22 protein-coding genes, 1 tRNA gene and 1 riboswitch are annotated in these 22,005 nt (G+C 71.8%); of the genes, 16 read left to right on the top strand and 7 right to left on the bottom strand.

Annotated features, from left to right (window positions below):
* Window positions 1-99: 99 nt before the first annotated feature.
* Window positions 100-1,467 (top strand): serine hydrolase domain-containing protein, encoded by a 1,368-nt coding sequence (locus AB0E88_RS13725; RefSeq protein ID WP_361628935.1) that lies wholly within the window; start codon window positions 100-102, stop codon window positions 1,465-1,467.
* 114 nt (window positions 1,468-1,581) lie between these two features.
* On the opposite strand, the gene AB0E88_RS13720 is transcribed toward AB0E88_RS13725, so the two are convergent.
* The 3 genes from AB0E88_RS13720 to AB0E88_RS13710 all read right to left on the bottom strand — a co-directional run bounded on the left by AB0E88_RS13720 (window position 1,582) and on the right by AB0E88_RS13710 (window position 4,647).
* Window positions 1,582-2,586 carry a Gfo/Idh/MocA family oxidoreductase gene (locus tag AB0E88_RS13720; protein ID WP_361628932.1) on the bottom strand — a complete coding sequence of 335 codons (1,005 nt, stop codon included), beginning with the start codon at window positions 2,584-2,586 and terminating at the stop codon, window positions 1,582-1,584.
* 100 nt (window positions 2,587-2,686) lie between these two features.
* A complete protein-coding gene (locus AB0E88_RS13715; RefSeq protein ID WP_361628929.1) occupies window positions 2,687-3,463 on the bottom strand; it encodes an SDR family oxidoreductase in 777 nt (258 codons plus the stop codon).
* A 29-nt stretch (window positions 3,464-3,492) separates the two neighbouring features.
* On the bottom strand, window positions 3,493-4,647 hold the full coding sequence (locus tag AB0E88_RS13710) for a phytanoyl-CoA dioxygenase family protein (protein WP_361628926.1): 1,155 nt from the start codon (window positions 4,645-4,647) through the stop codon (window positions 3,493-3,495).
* A 171-nt stretch (window positions 4,648-4,818) separates the two neighbouring features.
* On the opposite strand from AB0E88_RS13710, the gene AB0E88_RS13705 reads away from it, so the two are divergent.
* Both AB0E88_RS13705 and AB0E88_RS13700 read left to right on the top strand, forming a co-directional pair.
* Window positions 4,819-5,850 carry a LacI family DNA-binding transcriptional regulator gene (locus AB0E88_RS13705; RefSeq protein ID WP_361628923.1) on the top strand — a complete coding sequence of 344 codons (1,032 nt, stop codon included), beginning with the start codon at window positions 4,819-4,821 and terminating at the stop codon, window positions 5,848-5,850.
* Window positions 5,847-6,458 carry a poly-gamma-glutamate hydrolase family protein gene (locus AB0E88_RS13700; protein ID WP_361628920.1) on the top strand — a complete coding sequence of 204 codons (612 nt, stop codon included), beginning with the start codon at window positions 5,847-5,849 and terminating at the stop codon, window positions 6,456-6,458. Before AB0E88_RS13705 ends, AB0E88_RS13700 begins: the two co-directional genes overlap by 4 nt.
* Window positions 6,459-6,618: 160 nt before the next feature.
* Here the strand turns inward: AB0E88_RS13700 and AB0E88_RS13695 are convergent, their stop codons facing one another.
* Window positions 6,619-7,776: a Gfo/Idh/MocA family oxidoreductase gene (locus tag AB0E88_RS13695; protein ID WP_361628917.1), complete on the bottom strand. Its 1,158-nt coding sequence runs from the start codon at window positions 7,774-7,776 to the stop codon at window positions 6,619-6,621.
* 115 nt (window positions 7,777-7,891) lie between these two features.
* Here AB0E88_RS13695 and AB0E88_RS13690 point away from each other — a divergent pair, with 115 nt between their 5' ends.
* On the top strand, window positions 7,892-8,917 hold the full coding sequence (locus AB0E88_RS13690) for a LacI family DNA-binding transcriptional regulator (protein ID WP_361628914.1): 1,026 nt from the start codon (window positions 7,892-7,894) through the stop codon (window positions 8,915-8,917).
* 31 nt (window positions 8,918-8,948) lie between these two features.
* Here AB0E88_RS13690 and AB0E88_RS13685 read toward each other — a convergent pair whose 3' ends face one another.
* On the bottom strand, window positions 8,949-9,848 hold the full coding sequence (locus tag AB0E88_RS13685) for an endonuclease/exonuclease/phosphatase family protein (RefSeq protein WP_361628911.1): 900 nt from the start codon (window positions 9,846-9,848) through the stop codon (window positions 8,949-8,951).
* Window positions 9,849-9,911: 63 nt separating this feature from the next.
* Entirely contained in the window at window positions 9,912-10,256 is a 345-nt protein-coding gene (locus AB0E88_RS13680) for a cupin domain-containing protein (RefSeq protein ID WP_361628908.1), read from the bottom strand.
* A gap of 121 nt (window positions 10,257-10,377) precedes the next feature.
* Here AB0E88_RS13680 and AB0E88_RS13675 point away from each other — a divergent pair, with 121 nt between their 5' ends.
* The 7 genes from AB0E88_RS13675 (at window position 10,378) to AB0E88_RS13645 (ending at window position 16,097) form a co-directional block, all read left to right on the top strand.
* A complete protein-coding gene (locus AB0E88_RS13675; RefSeq protein ID WP_361628905.1) occupies window positions 10,378-10,896 on the top strand; it encodes a hypothetical protein in 519 nt (172 codons plus the stop codon).
* Between the two features lie 167 nt (window positions 10,897-11,063).
* Window positions 11,064-13,079: a TerD family protein gene (locus AB0E88_RS13670; RefSeq protein WP_361628902.1), complete on the top strand. Its 2,016-nt coding sequence runs from the start codon at window positions 11,064-11,066 to the stop codon at window positions 13,077-13,079.
* A gap of 144 nt (window positions 13,080-13,223) precedes the next feature.
* A complete protein-coding gene (locus tag AB0E88_RS13665; RefSeq protein ID WP_361628899.1) occupies window positions 13,224-13,586 on the top strand; it encodes a metalloregulator ArsR/SmtB family transcription factor in 363 nt (120 codons plus the stop codon).
* A complete protein-coding gene (locus AB0E88_RS13660; protein ID WP_361628896.1) occupies window positions 13,583-14,215 on the top strand; it encodes an SRPBCC family protein in 633 nt (210 codons plus the stop codon). Before AB0E88_RS13665 ends, AB0E88_RS13660 begins: the two co-directional genes overlap by 4 nt.
* 91 nt (window positions 14,216-14,306) lie before the next feature.
* Window positions 14,307-14,380, top strand: a tRNA-Pro gene (locus tag AB0E88_RS13655).
* 230 nt (window positions 14,381-14,610) lie between these two features.
* Window positions 14,611-14,973 (top strand): hypothetical protein, encoded by a 363-nt coding sequence (locus AB0E88_RS13650; protein ID WP_361628893.1) that lies wholly within the window; start codon window positions 14,611-14,613, stop codon window positions 14,971-14,973.
* Window positions 14,970-16,097 carry a caspase family protein gene (locus AB0E88_RS13645; protein ID WP_361628890.1) on the top strand — a complete coding sequence of 376 codons (1,128 nt, stop codon included), beginning with the start codon at window positions 14,970-14,972 and terminating at the stop codon, window positions 16,095-16,097. Before AB0E88_RS13650 ends, AB0E88_RS13645 begins: the two co-directional genes overlap by 4 nt.
* A 924-nt stretch (window positions 16,098-17,021) precedes the next feature.
* Here AB0E88_RS13645 and AB0E88_RS13640 read toward each other — a convergent pair.
* Entirely contained in the window at window positions 17,022-17,738 is a 717-nt protein-coding gene (locus tag AB0E88_RS13640; RefSeq protein ID WP_361628887.1) for a hypothetical protein, read from the bottom strand.
* A gap of 274 nt (window positions 17,739-18,012) precedes the next feature.
* On the opposite strand from AB0E88_RS13640, the gene AB0E88_RS13635 reads away from it, so the two are divergent.
* From AB0E88_RS13635 to AB0E88_RS13615, 5 genes are all read left to right on the top strand, one after another.
* Window positions 18,013-18,129, top strand: a complete 117-nt coding sequence (locus AB0E88_RS13635) for a putative leader peptide (protein ID WP_361628884.1) — start codon at window positions 18,013-18,015, stop codon at window positions 18,127-18,129.
* Window positions 18,130-18,388: 259 nt separating this feature from the next.
* Window positions 18,389-19,270, top strand: coding sequence for a glutathione S-transferase C-terminal domain-containing protein (locus AB0E88_RS13630; protein ID WP_361628881.1), 882 nt, complete (start codon window positions 18,389-18,391; stop codon window positions 19,268-19,270).
* A gap of 39 nt (window positions 19,271-19,309) precedes the next feature.
* A riboswitch (SAM riboswitch) is annotated at window positions 19,310-19,418 on the top strand.
* A 31-nt stretch (window positions 19,419-19,449) separates the two neighbouring features.
* Window positions 19,450-19,599 carry a hypothetical protein gene (locus tag AB0E88_RS13625; RefSeq protein ID WP_361628878.1) on the top strand — a complete coding sequence of 50 codons (150 nt, stop codon included), beginning with the start codon at window positions 19,450-19,452 and terminating at the stop codon, window positions 19,597-19,599.
* Window positions 19,600-19,796: 197 nt separating this feature from the next.
* Complete coding sequence (locus AB0E88_RS13620; protein ID WP_361628875.1) at window positions 19,797-20,777, top strand: amino acid ABC transporter permease; 981 nt, start codon at window positions 19,797-19,799, stop codon at window positions 20,775-20,777.
* 59 nt (window positions 20,778-20,836) lie between these two features.
* Complete coding sequence (locus tag AB0E88_RS13615) at window positions 20,837-21,862, top strand: ABC transporter substrate-binding protein (protein WP_361628872.1); 1,026 nt, start codon at window positions 20,837-20,839, stop codon at window positions 21,860-21,862.
* Window positions 21,863-22,005 lie beyond the last annotated feature (143 nt).

Raw genomic sequence — 22,005 nt, 5'->3', positions numbered from 1 at the left:
TGCGTCAGGGCCGTCGGCCTGTGGGCGGCGGCCGCTGTCCCGCCGCCTTCCACGACGTTCGCGGGGCGCCCCCTCCTGCCGCCTCCCGGGAGCAAGCCCATGTCGTACGCGTCCACCCGCCTGCGCAGGTCAGCCGTCACCGCCGCCGCACTGGGCATCCTCGTGGTGCCGGCCGTGGGCGGCACCGCCGTCGCCCGTACGAGCGCGGCCCCCACACCGCCCTCCCCCCTCTCTCCCACCGCCACGGACTCCGCCTCCCCGTCCTCCACCTCGCCGTCCGCCACGGACACCGCCTCCCCGTCCTCCGCCTCCCCGTCCTCCACCGCGCCGTCGCCGTCCGGGACGTCGCCCACGTCGCCGTCCCCGAGCGGCAACGAGGTCCGCGCGCTCACGCCCGCCGTGCAGCGCGCTCTCGACGCCGCGGTGCAGCGGGTGATGCACCAGGCGAACATCCCCGGTGTGACCGTCGGCGTGTGGACGCCCGACCAGGGGCGGTACGTCAAGTCCTTCGGTGTCGCCGACAAGAGCACCGGCCGCAAGATGTCGCCCGACCTCTACATGCGCATCGGCAGCGAGACGAAGACCTTCACCGTGACCGCCGTGCTGCAACTGGTGGACCAGGGCAAGATCGGCCTCGACGACACCATCGACAAGTACGTCAGCGGCGTGCCCAACGGCAACAAGATCACCATCCGGCAGCTGGCCGGCATGCGCAGTGGACTGTTCAACTACTCGGCGGACGAGGACTTCTACAAGGCGCTCACCTCCGACCCCAAGCGCCCCTTCACCCCGCAACAGCTGCTGGCCTACGCCTTCAAGCACCCTGTGCTCTTCCCGCCGGGCCAGCAGTTCTACTACTGCAACACCAACCTGATCCTGCTCGGCCTGGTCGTCGAGAAGGAGAGCGGGCAGAAGCTGAACGACTACATCCAGCACAGGATCCTCGACCCGGTCGGCCTGAAGCACACGCTCTTCCCGACCGGCAACGAGTTCCCGACGCCGCACTCGCAGGGCTACACGAATCAGACGGCGACCGGGAAGGTCGAGGACTCCGCCGACTGGAACCCCTCCTGGGGCTGGGCGGCCGGCGCGATGATCTCCCAGCTGGACGACCTGCGGGTGTGGGCCCGCACGGTGGCCACCGGCAAGCTGCCGAACGGCGGTGACATGATCAGCCCCGCGACGCAGAAGCAGCGCCTGATGACGCCCGCGACCCCGATCCCGGGCGCCGGCTACGGACTCGGCATCTTCAATGTGCAGGGCTGGATCGGGCACAACGGCTCCCTGCCCGGCTACGAGTCCCTCACCATCTACCTGCCGGAGGCGCAGGCCACGGTCGTCGTGATGCTGAACACCGACATCAACTACAAGAACGAGGAGCCCAGCACCCTCTTCGGCCAGGCCGTGACGCAGATCATCTCGCCCGACCACGTGTTCAACCTGCCGGCGGAACCGGCGGCACGCTGAGTTCACCGCGGGCTCGCGCCTGAGCACCGACCGAACGCCGGCCGGGGCGGCCCGCACACCCTGCCGGGCCCTGGCCGGGGGTGCGGGCCGGCCTCCCCGGCCGGCGGCCAAGGGTCACGCGTCGCGTACCTCCGCCAGGGTCACCGGCCGGTGCTCGCGCAGGGACAGCGTGCAGGCCTCCGCGATCCAGCCGGCCTCCAGGGCGTCCTCGATCGTGCAGGGGGAGGGCCGGGTGCCGGCGATCAGCTCGGTGAACGCGGCGAGTTCGGCGCGGTAGGCCGCGGCGAAACGGTCCATGAAGAAGTCGTGCGGGACGCCCGAGGGGAAGGTGACTCCCGGCTCGGCCGAGCGCAGCGGCAGCTTGTCGTCGAGGCCGACCGCGAGGGAGTCCTGGAATCCGTGCAGTTCCATGCGGACGTCGTGACCGCGCCCGTTGTGGCGGGAGTTGGACACCACCGCGATGGTGCCGTCGTCGAGGGTGAGCAGCGCTCCGGTGGTGTCGGCGTCTCCGGCCTGCCGGATGTAGTCGGCGCCCCGGTTGCCGCCGACGGCGTACACTTCGCTCACCTCGCGGCCGGTCACCCAGCGGATGATGTCGAAGTCGTGCACCGAGCAGTCCCGGAAGATGCCCCCGGACGCGGCGACGTACGCGGCAGGCGGCGGCGCCGGGTCCAGCGTCGTGGACCGGACGGTGTGCAGCGTGCCCAGCTCACCGGCGCGCACGGCGGCGCGGGCGGCGGTGAACCCGGCGTCGAAGCGCCGGTTGAAGCCGATCTGGATCGGCACGCCGCTGCCCTCGACGGCGCGTTGCACCTCCACACCCTCGGCGATCGTGCGGGCGACCGGCTTCTCGCAGAAGACGGGCACGCCGGCCGCCACACCGGCCCGGATCAGGGCCGGGTGGGCGTCCGTGGCCGCGGCCACGACGATGCCGTCCACGCCGGAGGCCAGCAGGGCCTCGGGCGAGTCGGCTACCTCGGCGCCGAACCGCGCGGCGGCGGCCTTGGCGGCGTCCGCCACGGGGTCGGTGACGACGAGCGACTCGACCGCGTCGAGCCCGGACAGGGTCTCGGCGTGGAAGGCCCCGATGCGGCCGAGGCCGAGGATTCCGATACGCATGGTGCTCCTTGAGGGGAAGGACGGGTGTGCCGGTGGGGGAGCGGCAGGGCGGATGCGCCGGCCGGTGAGGGGAAGGGCGGGAGGAGGGCGGGTGCGGCCGTCAGTCCAGTCCGCCGAGGACGTTCTGGTCCCAGTCGATCACCGAACCCGTGACCACCCCGGACCGGTCGGACAGCAGGAAGACCACGAAGTCGGCGATCTCGTCGGGCCGGCCGAGCCGCCCCATGGGCAGCCGCGCCGCCGCCTGCTCCTGCCAGTCGTCGCCCGCCCCGTGGAAGGCGCGCTGGGTGGCGTCCTCGCCCTCGGTCGCGGTCCAGCCGATGTTCAGGCCGTTGATCCGGATCCGGTCGTGGCGGTGGGCGTGCGCGGCGTTGCGGGTCAGTCCCGCGAGCCCGGCCTTCGCCGCCACGTACGGCGCGAGGAAGGGCTGCCCGCCGTGCGCCGACGACGTGATGACGTTGACGATCGTGCCGGGCGCCCCGCGCGACAGCATGTCCGCGACCGCCGCCTGCATCGCGAAGAACGGCCCCCGCAGATTGACGGCGATGTGCCGGTCGAACAGCTCCGGTGTGGTGTCGAGCAGCGTGCCGCGCGCGGTCAGGCCGGCGGAGTTCACCAGGCAGTCGACGCGGCCCCAGGCGTCCACCACCGCGGCCACGGCCGCTCCGGCCTGCTCCGCGTCGGCCAGATCCGCCCGCACGTACAGTGCCGTGGCGCCGCCCGCGGTGAGCTGCGCGACCAGCGCCTCGCCAGGTTCCGGGCGGCGTCCGGTGACGGCCACGACCGCGCCCTCACGGGCCGACGCCCGGGCGACGGCCGCACCGACGCCCTGGCTGCCGCCGTTGACCAGTACGACCTTGTCGTCCAGCAGTCCCATCTCGCTCCCTGCTCCCCTCGTCCGACGGGTCAGCCCGAACGCCGCTCGGCGGCCGCGCGCAGCTGCGCGCGCAGCGTCTCGGCGCCCCACTCCCCGGCGAGTGCCCGCCGCACCAGATCGGCCTGCGACGGCGGCGCGAGCCCCTCCACCGGAGGATCGCGGTCCAGGTCCGTCGGGAAGGGATAGCCCTCGGCGCTCGCTGCGACCACACGCTCCAGCCACGCCTCGTCCACGCCCTCGGCCCTGCGCTTGAGCAGCACCGGGTAGACCGCGTTGACGACCGCCTCGCGGTCCACGCTCTCCATGGCCCGGCCGAACGCGGACGACACCTGGAGCAGGTTGGCCGTGCGCCGGATGTCCGCCGAGCGGTTGGTGCCGGCCGCGTGGAAGAGGGCCGGGTTGAAGAAGACCGCGTCCCCCTTGGCGAGCGGCAACTGCACGTGGTGCGCCGCGAAGTGGTCCCGGAACTCGGGCAGCCGCCAGGCCAGATATCCGGGCTCGTACAGCTGGGACCAGGGCAGGTACAGCGTCGGCCCCGACTCCACCGGCATGTCGCAGTGGGCGACGGCGCCCTGCAGGGTGAGCACGGGGGAGAGGCGGTGCACATGCGCCGGATAGGCGGCGGCGGTGGCGTTGCTGAGGAAGCCCAGGTGGTAGTCGCGGTGCGGCTGCTGCGCCGCACCGCCCGGGTTGACGACGTTGACCTGGGAGGTCACCTGGTAGCCGGGGCCGAGCCAGGCCTCGCAGACCAGCGCCACGACGTCGTTCGCGTAGTAGTCGGCGAACGCCTCCGGGTCGTGCAGCGCGGCCTTCTCCAGAGCGTTCCACACCCGGTCGTTGCTGCCCGGGCGCGCGAAGTGGTCCCCGGCCGTCCGGCCCGCGGCGCGCTGCTCGGCGATCAGCGCCTCGAAGACGACGGTGAGCCGGTCGACGACGGCCGGATCCGGGAAGGCGCCCCGGAAGACCGCGATCCCGGGGCCGTCGGCGAGGACGCGGACGATCTCGGATTGGATCTCGCGGCCGGAGCCGAGCCGCCCGGCGTCGTAGAGCGGCACGTTGTGCTCGACGGCGGCGGCATGCGGGTACGCGGCCGGGTCGGTGGTCCGCTCGGTCAGGGTACGGAAGGCGGCCAGGTCGCAGTCCGGTTCGGACAGCCAGGTGCGCTGCGGGGCGGTGGCGGACATCGCGGTCCCTTCGGTTCATGGCGCGATGCGTCGGCCATGGGGCCAGGTGCGGGTCAGGGTGGTCCATGGCGCCGTGCGGGTCACGGAGCGACGCGGCTCTGTCATTCTTGTCAGGACAAACACGGCGAACAACCGGCAGGCAGCCATCAAAAACCCCTCAAGGAGCCGACCGTGGGCCACCCTTTCCCGATCAAGGAGATCGCACGTCAGGCCGGGCTGAGCGAGGCCACGGTCGACCGGGTGCTCAACGGCCGGGGCGGGGTGCGCGCGTCCACCGCGCAGGAGGTGCACCGGGCCATCGCCGACCTGGACCGGCAGCGCACCCAGGTACGGCTGATCGGCCGCACCTTCATGATCGACATCGTGATGCAGGCTCCGGAGCGGTTCTCCACCGCCGTGCGCGCCGCCCTCGAGGCGGAGCTGCCGTCCCTGCACCCGGCCGTGCTGCGCTCCCGCTTCCACTTCCGCGAGACCGGGCCGGTCGAGGAGCAGGTCCGCGTCCTGGACCGGATCGCGCGCAGGGGCTCCCAGGGGGTGCTGCTGAAGGCCCCGGACGTTCCCGAGATCACCGCCGCCGTCGGCCGCCTCACCGCCGCGGGCATCCCCGTGATCACCCTCGCCACGGACCTGCCGGCCAGCACCCGGCTCGGCTACGTCGGCATCGACAACCGCGCCGCGGGCGCCACCGCCGCCTATCTGACGGGCCAGTGGCTCGGCGAGCGGCCCGGCAACGTGCTCACCAGCCTCAGCAGCGGCTTCTTCCGCAACGAGGAGGAGCGCGAGATGGGTTTCCGCAGTGCCATGCGCGCCCGGCACCCGGGTCGCGCCCTCGTCGAGATCGCCGAGGGCCAGGGGCTCGACGCCACCCAGTACGACCTCGTGCGGGCCGCCCTGGAACGCGACCCGGACATCCGCGCCGTGTACTCGATCGGCGGCGGCAACATCGCCACGCTCCAGGCCTTCGCCGACCTCGGCCGCGCGTGCGCCGTGTTCGTCGCCCACGACCTCGACCACGACAACACGCGCCTGCTGCGCGAACACCGGCTGTCCGCCGTCCTCCACCACGACCTGCGCCAGGACCTGCGCGAGGCGTGCCGCCTGGTGATGCGGGCGCACGGCGCGCTCCCGCCGGCCGGGCCCACCCTGCCGTCGGCGATCCAGGTCGTCACCCCGTTCAACATGCCGCCGCAGGCCGCCCGATGACCGGCACGGGGCGCACGCGGAGCGAGCGGGTCACGATCGAGGGCGTCGACTTCACGGTCACGCTCACCCCGGGCGACGGCATCGGCCTGCTCGCACTGCACGCCAGCGTCGAGGGCGGCACCGGTGAACTCGCGGACGAACTGGCGGAGCGGTGCGGGGCCGCGCGGCTGGTGTTCCGGCAGAACGCCGGGGAGCCGGTGCACATCACCTCGGCACGGATGGCGGCCGCCCCGTGCGGCCTGCTGCGCGACTTCCTCGCCCGCGCCGATGTCGTCGTGTCCCTGCACGGGCATCTGCGGCCCGCCGCGCCCCGCGCGATCTTCCTCGGCGGCGCCGACCGGAGCGCGGCGCACCTCATGGCGGGCGGACTCCAGGCGCTGCGGCCCCGGTTCGAGCCGGTCACCGACCTGGCACTGATCCCGGCGGCCCTGCGGGGCGTCCACCCCCGCAACCCGGTGAACATGGCCGGCGGGCCCGGCGTGCAGGTGGAGCTGCCGCTGCTCGCGCGCACCACCGTCCCGGGCGGTGCGGACAGGCCGCCGCGCGATGTCGCCGACGCCCTCGCCGACGGCGTACGACGGCTGCGGGCACTCACCCGGGAAGCGTGACGGCCCGCCGGAGCGCGGCGTGCACTGCCGGAGTGCGGCGTCCACCGCTGCGGGTGGCGTTCCAGGCCGGAGTGCGGCGTCCACCGCCGCGTGTGACGCCCCGGGCCGGAATGGGGCGCGTCCACCGCCGCGTGTCGCGTTCCCGGCCGGAGTGAGGCGGTCACCGCTGGAGCGTGACCCACGCCCCGGTCTCGGCGGAGCGTGCCATCGCGTCCAGCACGGTCGCGCTGTGCACGGCGTCCGCGAGGGTCGCCCCGTGCGGGGTGCCCTCGGCGATCGAGCGCAGGAAGCGGTGGCACTCGATGACCTTCAGGTCGTCGTACCCCATGGCGTTGGCCGCGCCGGGCTGGAACGCGCCGTACTCGCCGGCGCCCGGGCCCACGTACACCGTGCTCACCGGCTGGTCCTGGTAGGCCGTCCCGCGGCTGACGCCCAGCTCGTTCATCCGCCGGAAGTCCCAGAAGACGGCGCCCTTGGTGCCGTGCACCTCGAAGCCGTAGGCGTTCTGCTCGCCGACGGAGACGCGGCAGGCCTCCAGCACGCCACGGGCGCCGGAGGCGAAGCGCAGCAGACAGCTGACGTAGTCCTCGTTCTCCACCGGGCCGAGTGCGCCGCCCGCGGCGCGCGCGTGGCCGGCGGTGGCACCGGTGGGCCGGGCCCGCTCGGGCAGGAAGATCGCGGTGTCGGCGGTCAGGGCGGCGATGTCGCCGAGCAGGTGACGGGCGAGGTCGGCGCCGTGCGAGGCGAGGTCGCCGAGCACCCCGCTGCCGCCGCGCTCGCGCTCGTAGCGCCAGGTGAGCGCACCCTCGGGATGGGCGGCGTAGTCGCTGAACAACCGGATGCGGACATGCGTGACCGCGCCCAGTTCCCCGGAGACGATCAGTTCACGTGCGGCCTCGACGGCCGGGGCGTTGCGGTAGTTGAAGCCGACCGTGCCCTGCACCCCCGCCTCGGCGGCCGCACCGGCGACCGCGCGGGCGTCGTCGCCGCCCAGGCCGACCGGCTTCTCGATCCACAGATGCTTGCCCGCCTCGGCCATGGCGACGCCGATCTCACGGTGCAGGAAGTTCGGCGCGGTCACGCTGACCGCCTCCACCCGCGGATCGGCGGCGACCTCACGCCAGTCACGGGTCGTCGAGGCGAAGCCGAACTGCGCGGCGGCCTCCTCCGCCCGCCCCGGCACCTCTTCGGCCACGGTGACCAGGCGCGGCCGCAGGCCGAGGAGGGGGAAGTGGTGCAGCACGCGCGCGTACGCCTGGGTGTGCACCCGCCCCATCCAGCCGAACCCGACGACGGCCACCCCGAGCGTGCGTGCCATAGCAGCCCTCCGTCGACTTGGACCGTTCCAACGCTGTCTCACGCCACCCTGGGCGGAGTCACCCCTGCTGTCAAGCACTTTGACATCGACACCGCTTCGTGGAACGGTCCACACCATGAGGCAGCCGACGATCCGTGACGTGGCCGAGCGCGCCGGGGTGTCCAAGTCGCTGGTCTCCCTCGTGCTGCGCGGCTCCGCCCAGGTGCGCGCCGAGAAGCGCGACGCGGTGCTGCGGGCGGTGCGTGACCTCGGCTACCGGCCCAACGCGGCGGCCCGCACCCTGAGCGAGCGACGCTCCCGCACCGTCGGGGTGCTCCTGCACGACCTGCGCAACCCGTGGTTCGTGGAACTGCTCGACGGTCTCGGCCCCCCGCTGCACGCGGCCGGCCTGCACACGCTGCTCGCCGACGCCCGCCTGGGCCGCCGCGCGGGCCACGATCTCGCCGAACCCTTCCTGGACCTCGGGGCCGACGGCCTGGTCGTGGTCGGTACGCTGCCCGACCCGGCCGGGCTCGCACGGGTCGCCGAACGGCTCCCGGTGGTGGTCGCCGGGGCGCGGGAACCGGCACTGCCGGGCGTGGACGTCGTCGCGGGCGACGACGAGCGGGGCGCCCGGCTCGTCGTGGAGCACCTGATCGGGCTCGGCCACCGCCGCATCGCCCATGTCGGCGGGCACGGCGCGGTGGGTGAGCTGCGCCGGGAGGGCTACGCGTCCGCGCTCGCCGCGCGCGGGCTCGAGCAGCGGGTCGAGCCCGGGGACCTGACGGAAGAGGGCGGCTACCGGGCCGCGGTGCGCCTGCTCAGCCGCCCCGACCGGCCCACGGCGGTCTTCGCGGTCAACGACATGACGGCGGTCGGCGTGCTGACGGCGGCAGCGGAGCTGGGCCTGAAGGTGCCGCACGACGTCTCCGTGGCCGGCTACGACAACACGAGCATCTCCCGGCTCCGGCACCTGTGGCTCACCACGGTCGACAACGCCGGCCACGAGCTGGGCCGCCGCGCGGCGCGTTGCCTGCTGCAACGGTTCGAGGACCCGGGGGGAGCGGGCCGGGTCCACCTGACCACGCCGGCCCTGGAGGTACGCGGGACGACGGGACGCCCGTACGCCGAGGCGGCGCCGGGCACCGCGGCGCCGGGATGATCCGGACGAACCGCGGGGCCTCCTGCCGGGGTCAGACCACGCTCACGCTCTCGATCACCACATGATGGTCGGAGTAGACGGAGTCGGCGACGGCGCACCAGCGGCGCGGCTCGCTGCTGAACACGTAGTCGATCTTCCATCCGCCGTCGTGCGTGGGGCGTCCCGTGCGGGTGGCGCCGTCCTGGTCGCACTCCATGTAGCCGACGGTGCCGGGCCCCTGCGAGTACAAGTCGGCGGGCCAGATCCACGCGTCCGTGTTGCCCGGCTGATCCGGCGGCAGGCTGTTGAAGTCACCGCCGAAGACCACCTTCGGGAAGCCCGCCGTGACGGCCTTGATGTCCTTGAGCTGGTCATCGCGGTAGTCCCAGTCCGGGTGGTCCGGGTTCACACCGGGGCGCGACAGGTGCACCGCGCACAGTCTGACGTTCCACCAGGTCGCGGTGGCGCACTGGAAGGGCTGGTTCAGCCCGGTCCACGGCTGGGTGAGGGGGTAGGTCGTGGCGTCGGTCATCCCCGCCTTGACCACGATGGCCGTGCCGATCCGGTCCGCGCGGTCGCCGGGGCCGTCGTTGCCGCACCGGCTGTTCCAGGTCACGCCGTCCTGCGACCACTTGTAGGGCGCGAAGCTCTTGCTCCACCCCGCGCCCAGCTTGCCCATCAGCAGGGTCAGGTCGTCCTCGCACACCTCCTGGAGCAGCACGGCCTGAACGTAGTCGTGATCGACGTGGTACTTGACCACGTCCGTCTTCTGCTCCGGCGTACCGGTCCCCGCGCAGTTCCATGTGTCGCGCTGGCTGCCGCACATGTTCCAGGACATGACCTGGAGGTTCTTCGGCTCCGCCGCGCTCGCGGGCGACACCGCGGTGCCCAGGGTCGCCAGCACCGCCAGCCCGCCCAGTGCTTTCGCCATCAAGCCGCTCGTGATCCTCATCGGGCCCCCCTCGCTCAGTCTTCGATCTTGAAGAGGGAGGAGCATAACGGCTCGCGGCTGCCCTCAGAGATTGATCGCGTACACCTTGCGCAGGGTCTCGTGCACCGTCCACGTCGTGCGGTCGCCCTCGCGCAGCACCGCCATGTCGCCCGGGCCGACGTGCAGGGTCGGGCCGTCCTCGACCTCGACGGTGGCCGACCCGCTGAGGACGACGAACATCTCGTCGGCCTCCGTGTCGGTGACGACACCCGGCGTGATCTGCCAGATGCCGCGGACCTGGCGTCCGTCCTCGGACTCCCACACCACCTTCCCGGTCACCTCGGGTGAACCGGAGACGATCTGGGCGGCGTCGAGCGGCTCCGGGACGAGGTCGGCGTCCGGGACGTGCAGCGCGAAGGAGTGGATCATGCGGCGACCCTAACCGGACCGCTCCCACGGCGGCGCTGGACACAGTGTGCGTGTTCACCCCGGCTGGACCGACACATCGTCGCAAGTGGCAGGCACCCCCGGCCCGGGTGATCGTGAGGGCATGGCCGACTCCGACTCCCCGCCCACGGCCTCCGCGCCGGGCGGCCACGACCCGCGCGAGATGATCCTCTTCGGCGGCGTCTACGGCGCCGTCCTCGCCAGTTCCATGGTCGCGGCCCTCACCCAGTACGGGCACTCCTCCGCGCACAGCCGCCGCTACGACGCGCTGTGGCTGCTGGTCACCGCTCTCGCCTCGGCGCTGGCCCACGGCTACGCCCACTACATCGCCGAGCGCGGCCCGCACCGCCGCTGGGACGCCCTGCGCGCCCTCGCCGACGAGTGGCCCCTGGTCACGGCCGTCCTGCCGACGGTCCTGATCCTCGCCGGAGCCGGCTGGGGCTGGTGGCCCCCCGACGGCGTCGAATACCCGGCGTTCTCCCTCAACATCGCCCTGCTGTTCATCCTGGGCCTGACCACGGCCCGCTCGTCCCACCGGGGCTGGCCCACCGCGCTGGCCGTCGGAGCGGTGGACGCACTGCTGGGCTGCGTGGTGGTCGTCGCGAACGCGATCATCAAGTGAGGCCGGCCGTCGCCCGGCCCGTTCGCCGAGGAGCGCCCCTAGCCGGGTGCATGGGTATTACAGTCTTCTGCCTGCGGCATGTCACACAGTGTCGCCCGATGGGCCCGTAGGGCAGGGGATGTCCGCGCGCCGGGAACGCGCGGTGGTTGGGGGGTTTCGTGCAAGAAATGATCAAGGGTGCCAACGTGTCGCTGGCGGCCCTGAGCGAGGACGTCGGCTCCGTGATCGTCGCGCTGGGCTGGGCCAGTCCGACCGGGGAGGGGGACGCGGACGTCTCCGTGCTGCTGCTGGACGCGAACGGCAAGGTGCGCAGCGACGCGGACTTCTACTTCTACAACAATCCGGTGGCGGCCGACGGAAGTGTGCAGTTGCTCGGCAAGACGCCCACGGAGAACGGGAGCGAGGACCGCATCAGCTTCGACCTGACCGCCGTACCGTCCGGCATCGAGCGGATCGTCGTCGCCGCGAGCCGGTACCGGGGGGCCCGGTTCGGGGAACTGGACGATGTCCGGGTGACGTTGGCCGACTCCTCCGGTGAGAACCTTCTGCGCTTCACCATCGACGACGCGGACTCGGTCGGCGCCGTCATCTTCGGTGAGCTGTACCGGCGCGGTACGGAATGGAAGTTCAGGGCCGTCGGCCAGGGCTACGACAGCGGGCTCGCCGGTCTGGCCACCGACTTCGGCGTCGACGTGGACGACGCGGAGGAGACGGACACCGACGCGGCGGTCGCGGTGCTGGAGGACACGCGTGACGACGAGGGAGGGGACCCGGTGGCGGTGCCATCCCCGCAGGCGACGCTGGAGGCGGTGCCGGCGCCTCGGCCGCCCGCCGACGATCCGGCACCCAGGAAGTCGTCCGCCCGGCCGCGCACGGCGAAGAAGAAGATCACCCTGCCCAAGGTGGCGGTGAAGACGCTCGCCGAGAACGACTCCTGGAGGCAGGCCCGGCTCTTCCCGGTGTCGGCCCTCAAGAGCGACCGGGACCGCGAGATGCGCGCCACCTCGGTCCTGCTGTCGGTGATGGCCCAGGTGCCGGAGTTCGGCCGCAGGCTCACCGCGGCGTTCGGCGCCCCGGCCGGGCGCATGGAGACCTTCACCGAGGTCTCCCTGCCGCACGGCGACACCCCGCGGCGTCCGGACGGGGTCATCCGGGTGGAGCGGGCGGGGAAGCTGTGGACCGCGCTGGTCGAGACGAAGACCAACGGCAACCCCCTGAAGGCCGAACAGGTCCAGGCGTACATGGACATCGCGGCGCGCCGCCGCTACGAGGCGGTGATCACGCTCTCCAACGACGTGGCCCTGGAGGGCACCCCGCTCGTCGACGTCAAGATCGACGGTCGCCGCAAGCACAAGGTCGCCCTGTGGCACCTGTCCTGGGCCGAGGTGGCGCACCAGGCGCAGATGCTCCTGCGGCACGAGGGCGTGGGCAATGCCGCGCACGCCTGGCTGCTCCAGGAACTGCTGCACTACCTCCAGCACGAGAACTCCGGCTGCCACGGGTTCCAGAACATGGGGTCGGCGTGGGTCCCGGTGCGCAACGGCATCGACGACGAGACGCTGTGCCAGGGCGACCCCCGGGCGCTGGAGGTGGTGGAGAGCTGGGAGCGGCTGATCCGCCAGGTCTGCCTGCGGCTCGGCGGTGAACTCGGCCAGAAGGTGCTCCCCGTGCAGCGCACCCGACGTGGCACGGACCCACAGGCCCGGCGTGGCGAGCTGGCCGACCAGCTGTGCCGGGACGGCCGGCTGCACGCCGAGCTGCGGATCGAGGGCACGCCCGGGGTCCTCGCGATCGGCGCGGACCTGCGCACCGGCAAGCTGCGCACCGCCATGGAGATCCCCGCACCCGAGCAGGGCTACCCGCTGTCCTGGGCCAAGCGGCTGGTGCGGCGGCTGGCCGAGGCGCCGGCGGACCTGCATGTCGAAACGCTGGTCGACGGGGAGGCCGGCGGACCGCGGGGCACGTTGGAGCGGCTGCGCCCCGAGCCTGGCGACATGCTGCCGAAGGACAGCCGTGTGCGCATCACGGGTTTCCGGCTGTCGCTGTTCAAGGGGATGGGGAGCGGCCGGGGCAACGCGGAGTCCGGCTTCATCCGCAGCGTCGACGACGCCGTCCAGCGGTTCTTCAGCAGCGTGGTCGTCCATCTGGACGGCGCCACGCCACGCCGGGCGAGCGTCAGGTAGCCGACGGACCTGACGAGGGCCGGACCGCAGCATGGGCGCTGAGGTCCGGCCCTCGCCGTGTGCGCACCGGAGCCGCCGGACGCCCGGCCCAGGGCAAATTCATCACTGCTGTCTTATATAAGTTGAGACTGATAATATGGCGTCGTGCATGCCTTCGACGTCCTCGCCGACCCCGTGCGCCGCCGCATACTGGAGCTGCTGGCCGACGGTGAGATGACCGCCGGTGCGGTCGCCGACGTCGTGCGGGCGGAGTTCGGGATATCGCAGCCCGGCGTCTCCCAGCATCTGAAGGTGCTGCGGGAGAGCGGCTTCGCCACGGTCCGTGCCGAGGGCGCCCGGCGGCTGTACGCCGTCGACTCGGGGCCCCTGCGGGACATCGACGCCTGGCTGGACCGCTTCCGGCGGTTCTGGACCCCGCACCTGGACGCCCTGGCCACCGAACTCGCCCGCGGCCGCCGCGAACGCCGGCTGGGCGGCACCGACGAAACCCCGAGGAGCACCCCGTGATCGACGTGACCCACCAGATCAGCAGCGTGCGCCGCACGGTCGGCCGCCGCGACTTCAAGGCGGGCGAGGCCCGCGTGGTGACCGTGAGCCGCACCTACGACGTCCCGCTCGAGGACCTCTGGGACGCGTGCACCAACCCCGAACGCATCCCCCGCTGGTTCCTGCCGGTCGAGGGAGACCTGCGCGAGGGCGGCCGCTACCAGCTGCAGGGTCAGGCCGGCGGCACGATCGAGCGCTGCGAGGCACCCAAGGGGTTCACCGCGACCTGGGAGTACGGCGGCGAGGTCAGCTGGATCGAGCTGCGGCTGAGGCCGGAGGGGGAGGGGCGGACCCGCTTCGAGCTGGACCACATCGCCCACGTCGACGACACCAAGTGGGCCGAGTTCGGGCCCGGCGCGGTCGGAGTCGGCTGGGACGGGATGCTCGTGGGCCTCACCGTGCACCTGCGGACCGGCGAGAGCGTCGCCCCGGCCGAGGGCATGGCCTGGATGACCTCCGAGGAGGGCCGCCGCTTCTACGCCGAGAGCAGCGAGGCCTGGTACGCCGCGAACGTGGCGAGCGGTGAGGACGAGCGCCGGGCCCGCGAGGCCGCCGACCGTACGACGGCGGCGTACACCGGCGCGGGCTGACCGGCGCGCCCGGCCCCGCCCGGCCGGAGCACCCGCGCGGGTGGGGTAGGGTTTACCTGCGTGATCACGCGGTCCACCGCGTGCGACGCACCGGGACGTGGCGCAGCTTGGTAGCGCACTTGACTGGGGGTCAAGGGGTCGCAGGTTCAAATCCTGTCGTCCCGACGGGAGCGAAGCTCCAAAGTCGCAGGTCAAAGGGTTCTGCTTCACAACGTGAGGTGGGACCCTTGATCATTTTCTGGAGTCCCGTGTCACGTTTGGTCACAAGCCCTGACGGTGATCAGCCATCATCGTAAGTCATCAGCCAAAGTGTCCGATTGTGAAGGTGGTCGGCGCTGCTCAGGGGGCAGGATGCCGCTGTGTCAGGTTCATCGCGACCACGGTCAGGGGGACGAATGCACGTTGTGATCCGGATCGAGAGCGGGCGCCAAGAAGAGGAGCTCCGGTCGCTTGACGGGTGGTTGCGTCAGGAGCCGACCGTCCGACGGGCGGCTACGGTTTCGTTGTGCACACAGGCTGCGGCACCCGGGTCCATGGGTGGCCTTATCGATAGCCTTGGCTTGATCACTAGCAACGGGTGGAGTGCGGCATCCTTCGCTCTCTCACTCGTGACCTGGCAGCAGACCCGTCCACAGCCTCCGAAGATCATCATTCGGCGAGGCGATGTAGAGATCAGTCTGACGGAGGCGACCGAAGAAGAAGTCCGTCGGCTGGTTGACGCATTGGAGCCAACGGACGAGACCTCCTCGCCGTCATGAGTGCACTACCCGACCCAGCCCTCTCGCGGGCTGTTGTTGCAGGCGTCAGTTCCTACTCGAAGCTTGAGTCGCTGCCGGCCGTGGCGAACAATCTCAGGGATCTTGCGGATGCCCTGATGAGCCCGCTCTCCTGGGAGTTGCCCGCCGAGCACTGCATCGTCGTGGCCGAACCGAGTACCTCCCACGACTTGCTCGACCCGATATGCCATGCGGCCGCTGAGGCCAAGGACACGCTCCTGGTGTACTTCGCGGGGCACGGCCTTATCGACGGCCGGGGCGACCTCTTCCTCGGTTTGCCAGGTTCGGTCCACGGCCGCAGCCACACGGGAGTCCCGTACCAGGCACTCCGCGAAATCCTTATGGATTCGCCAGCCCAGCGGCACGTGATCGTCCTCGATTGCTGTATGAGTGGTCGAGCCCTCGGAACGATGAGTGGACACGATCTTCTGGCCGACCAGGCGGAGGTCGACGGGAGCTACCTGCTGGCGGCCTCGCCGGAGAATGGCGTCGCCCTGGCACCACCTGGCGAAACGCACACAGCCTTCACTGGAGAGCTCCTACGCCTTGTCCGCGAGGGCATCCCGGGTCCCGCTCGTGAGTTGGACCTGGACGCCATCTACCAGCAGCTCAGGCGAGAACTTGGGACACGTGGACGACCCATTCCGCAAAGGCGCGCACGCAACACCGCAGGGCGGATCATCCTTGCGAACAACGTCGCCTTCGATCCTGCTGCTACCCGAGCACAGCGGGCCACAGAGGCAGTATGGCCCGAGCCAGCTAACTGCCATGCGTCGCGAGCCTTCATCGAAGCGCTGGCTCATGTCAGGGCAGTCAATGGCTGGACGATCCTGGAAGTGAGTCAGCGAGCCACGCCGCCCGTGTCCCCCAAAACCATCAGTGCGCTGCTCAATCGGACAACCATGCCTAGGTCGTGGAAAACGACATGTATCTATCTGCGAGCCTGCGGTCTCCCTGAAGAGCACGTCGCTGCATGGGAAGCCGCCTGGCAGCGGCTGCGTCTGTTGGAGCAAGCTGAATCGACCACACCCAGCCAGCCGCCAACCCCGTCCACGCGCCGAAGGTGGCGGACGAGATTGATCAGAAAGAAGCCAGGTAGCCGGTGAGATGACCTGAATCAGCGGCCCGGAGAAGGAGAGACTGTCGACGGATGTTGGGGCGTTGTTCCTTGGGCATCCGAGCCGTGGGAGAAGAGGCCCATCCAGGCGCCCACTATCAGCAGTCCAACCACAACGATGCCCGTTGCCGACTTCTTCGCTGACTTGCCCTTACCCGTAGACCGGTTCACCCAGTGACCGGCCCGGTAGTACTGACCAGGACGCCCTGCCACCGGCACACCCCCGAAACCGTCTGTGCGACGGACTGCCCGCCGCAGCCACAGAGTGTCGCAGCCCAGGGCATGTCTCAGTACGAGGCGGGCCAAATCTGGCTGATATCTGACGCCAGCCGTGAAAGGATCATATGCCATCAGCTGGCAGCTCCCTGTGCTTGTCGGAGCCGGCCTTCAGACTCTTCGTATCGTGGTGCACGTACCGCCGCTTGTTGGAGGACAGGTCACTGTGCCTGGCCCATGCCGAGACCACAGTGTCCGGCACTCCGTTGTTGGCCATTCACGACAGACATGCGTCTGCGTGTCGTAGAGGCGGGCCCTGCATACGCCTGCTGCCTCAATCAGCTTCCGTGCTTCGCGACGTAGCTTGTCCGTCTTGAACGGACGGCCCAGTTCAGGTGGACGCGGGCTGCAGCGTATGTCTGGCGGTAGGCGATTGCTGATCGCCCGCTCTCAGGCTCACTCCATAAGTGTGAGCTCAGTCGCGATGCTCACCCTCTCTGTGCTGCAGAGCACGCAGGGTCGCGGGATGCGCCATGTTGACCTCGCGTTGTGCATCCTGATGGCCTAGCGCCGCTGCCTTGCTGAACCACTGCAAGGGGTCGCAGGTTCAAATCCTGTCGTCCCGACGGGAGCGAAGCTCCAAAGTCGCAGGTCGAGGGCCGGTTGCGGAGGATTCCGCAACCGGCCCTCGACCGTTTCACGGCATGTAGACCTGCTCCAGGCTGTGGATGGCGCCGTCGTCACCGGTCGCGTACTTGAACACCAGGCCGGAGTCGGGGTGCGCCTTGATCCAGTCGACGAGCTCCTGCACGCCGATGCGCTGGTTCCCGCTGCCCGCGACGACGGGGTTGGTGGCGGTGACGTACGCGGCCTGGTCGAGGGCCCAGCGGCTGTCCTCGCCGGTGACGACGAACGGCGCCCCGTCGGAGTCCCCGCCGGGGCATCCCCAGGCCCCGTGCTGAATGACGAGGTTCACCTTCCCGGTGCTCGCGGGGAGTTCCTCGACACGATAGACGGCGATCTCGTCGGGGTCGACATGGTCCGGGTCCGGCGCCTTGCCGGCGCAGTCGGCGGCCGGTGCCGTGCTCTTCGCCGGGCCGGAGGCCTTGGAGGCGGGCTTGGCCTTGGCCGCTCCCGCGCCGGCCGCACCCGGTGCGGCGGTCGCCGTGGAACCGGCGCCGCCCGATCCTGCCGGCGCCGCCGTGGAGCCGGCGCCGCCCGTTCCCCCGCCGCCCGACGCGGCCCCGCCGCCGGAGGTGCCGGACGTGCCGGACGTCCGGCTTGCCGTGGCGGCGGCGCTCGGCGAACCCTCGGCGCCGGCGGGGGAGTGGCCCCCCTGACAGCCGGTCAGCACGGCGGCCAGCCCGGCGGCGGCGAACGCGATGACGGCGGGTCTGAGGCGATGAACGGTCATGTCGGGACGTCCCCCCTGGTCACGGGCGGCCGCGTCGGCCGCACACAGGTCGGGAACGTAACAGCGCCTCAGCTCACGCCGCACCACCGGAACGTGCTGTGTCACGGACTCCGGACAATGCCGTCACGGGCCGCGGATCATGTGACGGGCGGCAGGGACGGAGAGCGCCGGCGGCGCGTGCGGCCCGACCAACCAGTGGACGCCCCCTTGACGGCGAACGGTGACCGATCGACACTCCAGAACAGGGAATCCTAGTGAACAGGTAGGGAATGGTATGAGGACTCGCGCACCGCTCCCGGCCCACGCCCGAGCGAGCCGGTCGCCCCTGCTCACCTCCCGCCGTCACATCGACCTGCTGCGCGTCTGCAGCGCCATCGGTCCCGCCGCCTGAGCCCAGGGCCTGGCCTGCGCCTGGGCCCGGCCCCATGGCCCTCCTCGTGCCCCACAGTGGCGGCGGCCGGCACACGCCCGGTCCGCGCCGTTCGCGCGGCGCCTCGCGCCGGCGGCCGACACCCCCTGCCCTCCACGCCGCCGTTCACGGAGCCACCCGCCTGGCCGCACCGGTCACCGTCGCCCCACACGGGCGACCGCCCCCGCACCCACCGCCGGCACCCCCGCGCGCCTCCGCGCGCCCGACCCCCGGGAGACCCATGTCCATCGCACCGCTCGCCGCCCATCTCTCCGCGCCGTCCGCGTCCGCCTTCCGTGGGCGGATCGGGCGGGACGCGCGCAGTGGGCACTACGCCGTGCCCCGCCGCTACCGGCTGCACGTGTCGACCGCCGGCCCCGACGGACTGCGCATCGCCGTCACACACAGCCTGCTCGGGCTCGACGAGAGCTGTCCGGTCACCTTCCTGCCCGCGGTCCCGGACTGCCCGGACGGCGGTCACGCCGCACTGCGCCCGCTCTACGAGGCCAGCGCCCACCGCTACCCGGGCCCGGCCCTCGCCCCCGTGCTCAGCGACGACTGGTCCGGGCGGATCGTCAGCACGCACGCCCGCGACATCATGCGCGACCTCGACCGGCACTTCGCCTCCGGCCACCCCGCGCTCTACCCCCGCGCCGCCGCCCCCGGGATCGAGGCCGTGGAGCGGCTGTGCTCCGACGGTATCGAGGAGGCCGCCCAGCGCGCCGGATCCGCCACCGCCGGCCCCGCCGAGCGGGCGGCGGCCCTGCGCACCCTGCTGACCGCGCTGGACGACGCCGAGCGGCTGCTGGCCGGGCAGAGGTACCTCCTCGGTGGCCGACTCACCGCGGCGGACGTCGAATTGTGGGTCGCGCTGGTGCAACTCGACACCGTGCACCGGCATCACCTGGACGCCGCCGCGGTGCAGCGCGTCGCCGGCCACGCCGCCCTGTGGGCCCACGCCCGCCGCCTGACCGCCCGCCCGGCCTTCGGCGCCCACCTCGACCTCGACGGCATCGCCCGGCGCCACCAGGCCCGTTGCCGCGGACTGGAGGCCGCCGGGTCCGCCGTACAGATCCTCGACTGGGCCCGTCACGCCAGGTCCCAGCAGACGGACGGCCGTTGACAGCCGCCGGGGCGACTGTCTTGAATAGCGGCTCAGAACGGTCATGAGTGTCAGCGACAAGCCCTGGCTGGCTGACCGGCAACCCTCGCTCCGCGGTGGGGTGCCCCAGGTGACGACCGGACCGGATGACGTTCGGTAAGCGCGAGGCCCCGCGGGGCCGGAACAGTGACGGTGACGTGATGCACGCAGCTCCCAGCACGGCGGCCCGCCGCGCCGCGGGCTGCGTGCGGCCGTACGCGAACCCGCTGGTCGCCGACCGCGCCGTCGATCTCCTGCGCGTCAACAGCGCACTGTGTACCGCACCGGGCCGAGCCCGCTGCCGGGGCTGACCTCTCAGCCGTCCGCCCCGCGCTCCTTCGCCGCACCCCGCACCCGCGGCGTGCCGCCGCCCGCCCGAGCCCCCGGTCCCGTGCGTTTCCCCGCGCCCCGCCCCGTCCGCCCGGCAGCCGCCCCGCGCTGCCCGGACGCGGGCGCGCGCGGCCCACCACGGCCGAGGGGCGCCGCAGACTCCCCGCCGGAGCCCACCATGAGCCAACCCCGAGGCGTCGCCGTCTCCCTCGCCGCGCCCCCGGCCACCGACACGCCGCCGGACACACAACCCCCGCCACGCGTCGTGCCGTTGCGGCATCCCGGACGCTGGATCGCCACGGCCGTCGTGCTCGTCCTGCTCGCGCAGTTCGTGCACGGACTGGCCACCAACACCTTCTACCAGTGGGACCGCTTCGCGTACTGGTTCTCCCGTCCCACCATCCTCGACGGCCTCGGCATCACCCTCGAGGTCACCGCCTACAGCGCGGTCCTCGGCCTCGTCGGCGGGATCCTGCTGGCGCTCGCCCGGCTCTCCCGCAGCCCGGTGCTGCGCCTGGTCAGCTGGACGTACGTCTGGGCGCTGCGGTCCGTTCCGCTCATCGTCGTCCTGCTGTTCCTGTACAACTTCTCCGCCCTGTACAAGACCCTCAGCCTCGGCGTCCCCTTCGGGCCGGCCTTCCTCACCTTCGACGAGTCGCGGCTGGCCACCGACATGGTCGTCGCCGTCGTCGGCCTCAGCCTCAACGAGGCCGCCTACGCCGCCGAGGTGGTCCGCGGCGGCATCCTCTCCGTCGACCAGGGCCAGCACGACGCGGCCGCGGCCCTCGGCCTGCCCCGCAGCCGCCAGTTCACCCGGATCACGCTGCCGCAGGCGCTGCGCTCCATCATCCCGAACTACGTCAACCAGCTGATCGGCCTCGTCAAGAGCACCTCGCTGGTCTTCTACGTCTCCCTGCTCGACCTGTTCGGCGCCGCGCAGACCATGGGCTCCACCTACCCCGGCGACATCGTGCCGCTGCTGCTGGTCGTCACCGTCTGGTATCTGCTGCTCACCAGCGCGATCTCCGTCGTGCAGTTCTACGTCGAACGCCACTACGCCCGTGGCGCCGCCCGCTCCCTTCCGCCGACCCCGCTGCAGCGCCTGCGCGCCGGGTTCACCGGTCTGCGGACCCGCGTCCGCCACGAGACCGCCGTATGACCGGTCTGCCGTCGTCCCCTTCTTCCCCGCATCCCGTTCACCCAGCCACAAGGACAGCCATGAGCATCCACGCCACCCGACGCCACCTGCTGCGCGGCCTGACCGCCGCCACCGCCGCCGCGCTCCTCGCCGGCTCGCTCGCCGCCTGCGGCGGGGACAGCGAGGCCGCGACCACGGCCGGCGGCGCCGCCGCCGGGACGGTGACCGTGGGACGGCTGTCCAACGGCGCAGCCCGGGAGACCGCGGTGAAGGTGAGCGAGGTGAAGTCCCTCAGCGCCGAGGTGCCCGCGGCGATCAGAAAGCGCGGCACTCTGCGCATCGGCGTCGGGGCCCTGCCGTCCGGCTTCCCGCCGCTGGCCTACGTCGGCGGCGACCAGAAGACCCTCACCGGTGCCGAACCCGACCTCGGCCGGCTGGTCGCCGCGGTCCTCGGCCTCGAGCCCGACGTGCGCAACGCGACCTGGGAGAACATGTTCGTCGGCCTCGACAGCGGCAAGTCCGACGTCCTGTTCTCCAACGTCACCGACACCGAGGAACGCAAGCGCAAGTACGAGTTCGCCTCCTACCGGCAGGACAACCTCGCCTTCGAGGTCCCCAAGTCCGACACCTGGACCTTCGACGGCGACTACCGCGCCCTCGCCGGAAAGACCGTCGCCGTCGGCAGCGGCACCAACCAGGAGCGGATCCTGCTGGAGTGGAAGAAGAAGCTCGCAGGTGAGGGCAAGAAGCTCACCGTCAAGTACTACCAGGACCACAACAGCACCTACCTGGCCCTGAGCAGCGGCAAGATCGACGCCTACTTCGGCCCCAACCCGGGCATCGCCTACCACGTCACCCAGACCGCGAGGACCCCGCAGGCCACCCGCACCGCGGGCACCTTCTCCGGGGCCGGAGCCACCCTGCAGGGCCTGATCGCCGCCACCGCCAAGAAGGGCAGCGGCCTCGCCAAGCCGGTCGCCGACGCCATCAACCACCTGATCAGGAACGGCCAGTACGCGCAGTGGCTCAAGGCGTGGAACCTCTCCAACGAGGCCGTCACCACCTCGGAGATCAACCCGCCCGGCCTGCCGCTGGACAACTCCTGAGCCCGGGAACACCCGCGCCCGGGCCGGGTGTTGAACCCACGACGACCCTCGCGCAGCCGCAGCCGCAGCCGCAGCCGCCGCTCAAGCCCGCACCTCCGGAGGTGACGCCCGTGCTCCGCAGCCCGCACACCGTCCGCCTCCAC

It is taken from the genome of Streptomyces sp. NPDC028635 (assembly GCF_040637635.1).
Taxonomy (GTDB): Bacteria; Actinomycetota; Actinomycetes; order Streptomycetales; family Streptomycetaceae; genus Streptomyces.
This window is presented reverse-complemented; position numbering and strand designations above follow the sequence as displayed.

What these genes read in the sequence shown, in the direction of transcription:
- AB0E88_RS13725 (WP_361628935.1), top strand. Translation starts at nt 100, where the DNA reads ATGTCGTACGCGTCCACCCGCCTGCGCAGGTCAGCCGTCACCGCCGCC.
- AB0E88_RS13720 (WP_361628932.1), bottom strand. Translation starts at nt 2,586, where the DNA reads ATGCGTATCGGAATCCTCGGCCTCGGCCGCATCGGGGCCTTCCACGCC.
- AB0E88_RS13715 (WP_361628929.1), bottom strand. Translation starts at nt 3,463, where the DNA reads ATGGGACTGCTGGACGACAAGGTCGTACTGGTCAACGGCGGCAGCCAG.
- AB0E88_RS13710 (WP_361628926.1), bottom strand. Translation starts at nt 4,647, where the DNA reads ATGTCCGCCACCGCCCCGCAGCGCACCTGGCTGTCCGAACCGGACTGC.
- AB0E88_RS13700 (WP_361628920.1), top strand. Translation starts at nt 5,847, where the DNA reads ATGACCGGCACGGGGCGCACGCGGAGCGAGCGGGTCACGATCGAGGGC.
- AB0E88_RS13695 (WP_361628917.1), bottom strand. Translation starts at nt 7,776, where the DNA reads ATGGCACGCACGCTCGGGGTGGCCGTCGTCGGGTTCGGCTGGATGGGG.
- AB0E88_RS13690 (WP_361628914.1), top strand. Translation starts at nt 7,892, where the DNA reads ATGAGGCAGCCGACGATCCGTGACGTGGCCGAGCGCGCCGGGGTGTCC.
- AB0E88_RS13685 (WP_361628911.1), bottom strand. Translation starts at nt 9,848, where the DNA reads ATGAGGATCACGAGCGGCTTGATGGCGAAAGCACTGGGCGGGCTGGCG.
- AB0E88_RS13680 (WP_361628908.1), bottom strand. Translation starts at nt 10,256, where the DNA reads ATGATCCACTCCTTCGCGCTGCACGTCCCGGACGCCGACCTCGTCCCG.
- AB0E88_RS13675 (WP_361628905.1), top strand. Translation starts at nt 10,378, where the DNA reads ATGGCCGACTCCGACTCCCCGCCCACGGCCTCCGCGCCGGGCGGCCAC.
- AB0E88_RS13670 (WP_361628902.1), top strand. Translation starts at nt 11,064, where the DNA reads ATGATCAAGGGTGCCAACGTGTCGCTGGCGGCCCTGAGCGAGGACGTC.
- AB0E88_RS13650 (WP_361628893.1), top strand. Translation starts at nt 14,611, where the DNA reads ATGCACGTTGTGATCCGGATCGAGAGCGGGCGCCAAGAAGAGGAGCTC.
- AB0E88_RS13645 (WP_361628890.1), top strand. Translation starts at nt 14,970, where the DNA reads ATGAGTGCACTACCCGACCCAGCCCTCTCGCGGGCTGTTGTTGCAGGC.
- AB0E88_RS13640 (WP_361628887.1), bottom strand. Translation starts at nt 17,738, where the DNA reads ATGACCGTTCATCGCCTCAGACCCGCCGTCATCGCGTTCGCCGCCGCC.
- AB0E88_RS13635 (WP_361628884.1), top strand. Translation starts at nt 18,013, where the DNA reads ATGAGGACTCGCGCACCGCTCCCGGCCCACGCCCGAGCGAGCCGGTCG.
- AB0E88_RS13630 (WP_361628881.1), top strand. Translation starts at nt 18,389, where the DNA reads ATGTCCATCGCACCGCTCGCCGCCCATCTCTCCGCGCCGTCCGCGTCC.
- AB0E88_RS13625 (WP_361628878.1), top strand. Translation starts at nt 19,450, where the DNA reads ATGCACGCAGCTCCCAGCACGGCGGCCCGCCGCGCCGCGGGCTGCGTG.
- AB0E88_RS13620 (WP_361628875.1), top strand. Translation starts at nt 19,797, where the DNA reads ATGAGCCAACCCCGAGGCGTCGCCGTCTCCCTCGCCGCGCCCCCGGCC.
- AB0E88_RS13615 (WP_361628872.1), top strand. Translation starts at nt 20,837, where the DNA reads ATGAGCATCCACGCCACCCGACGCCACCTGCTGCGCGGCCTGACCGCC.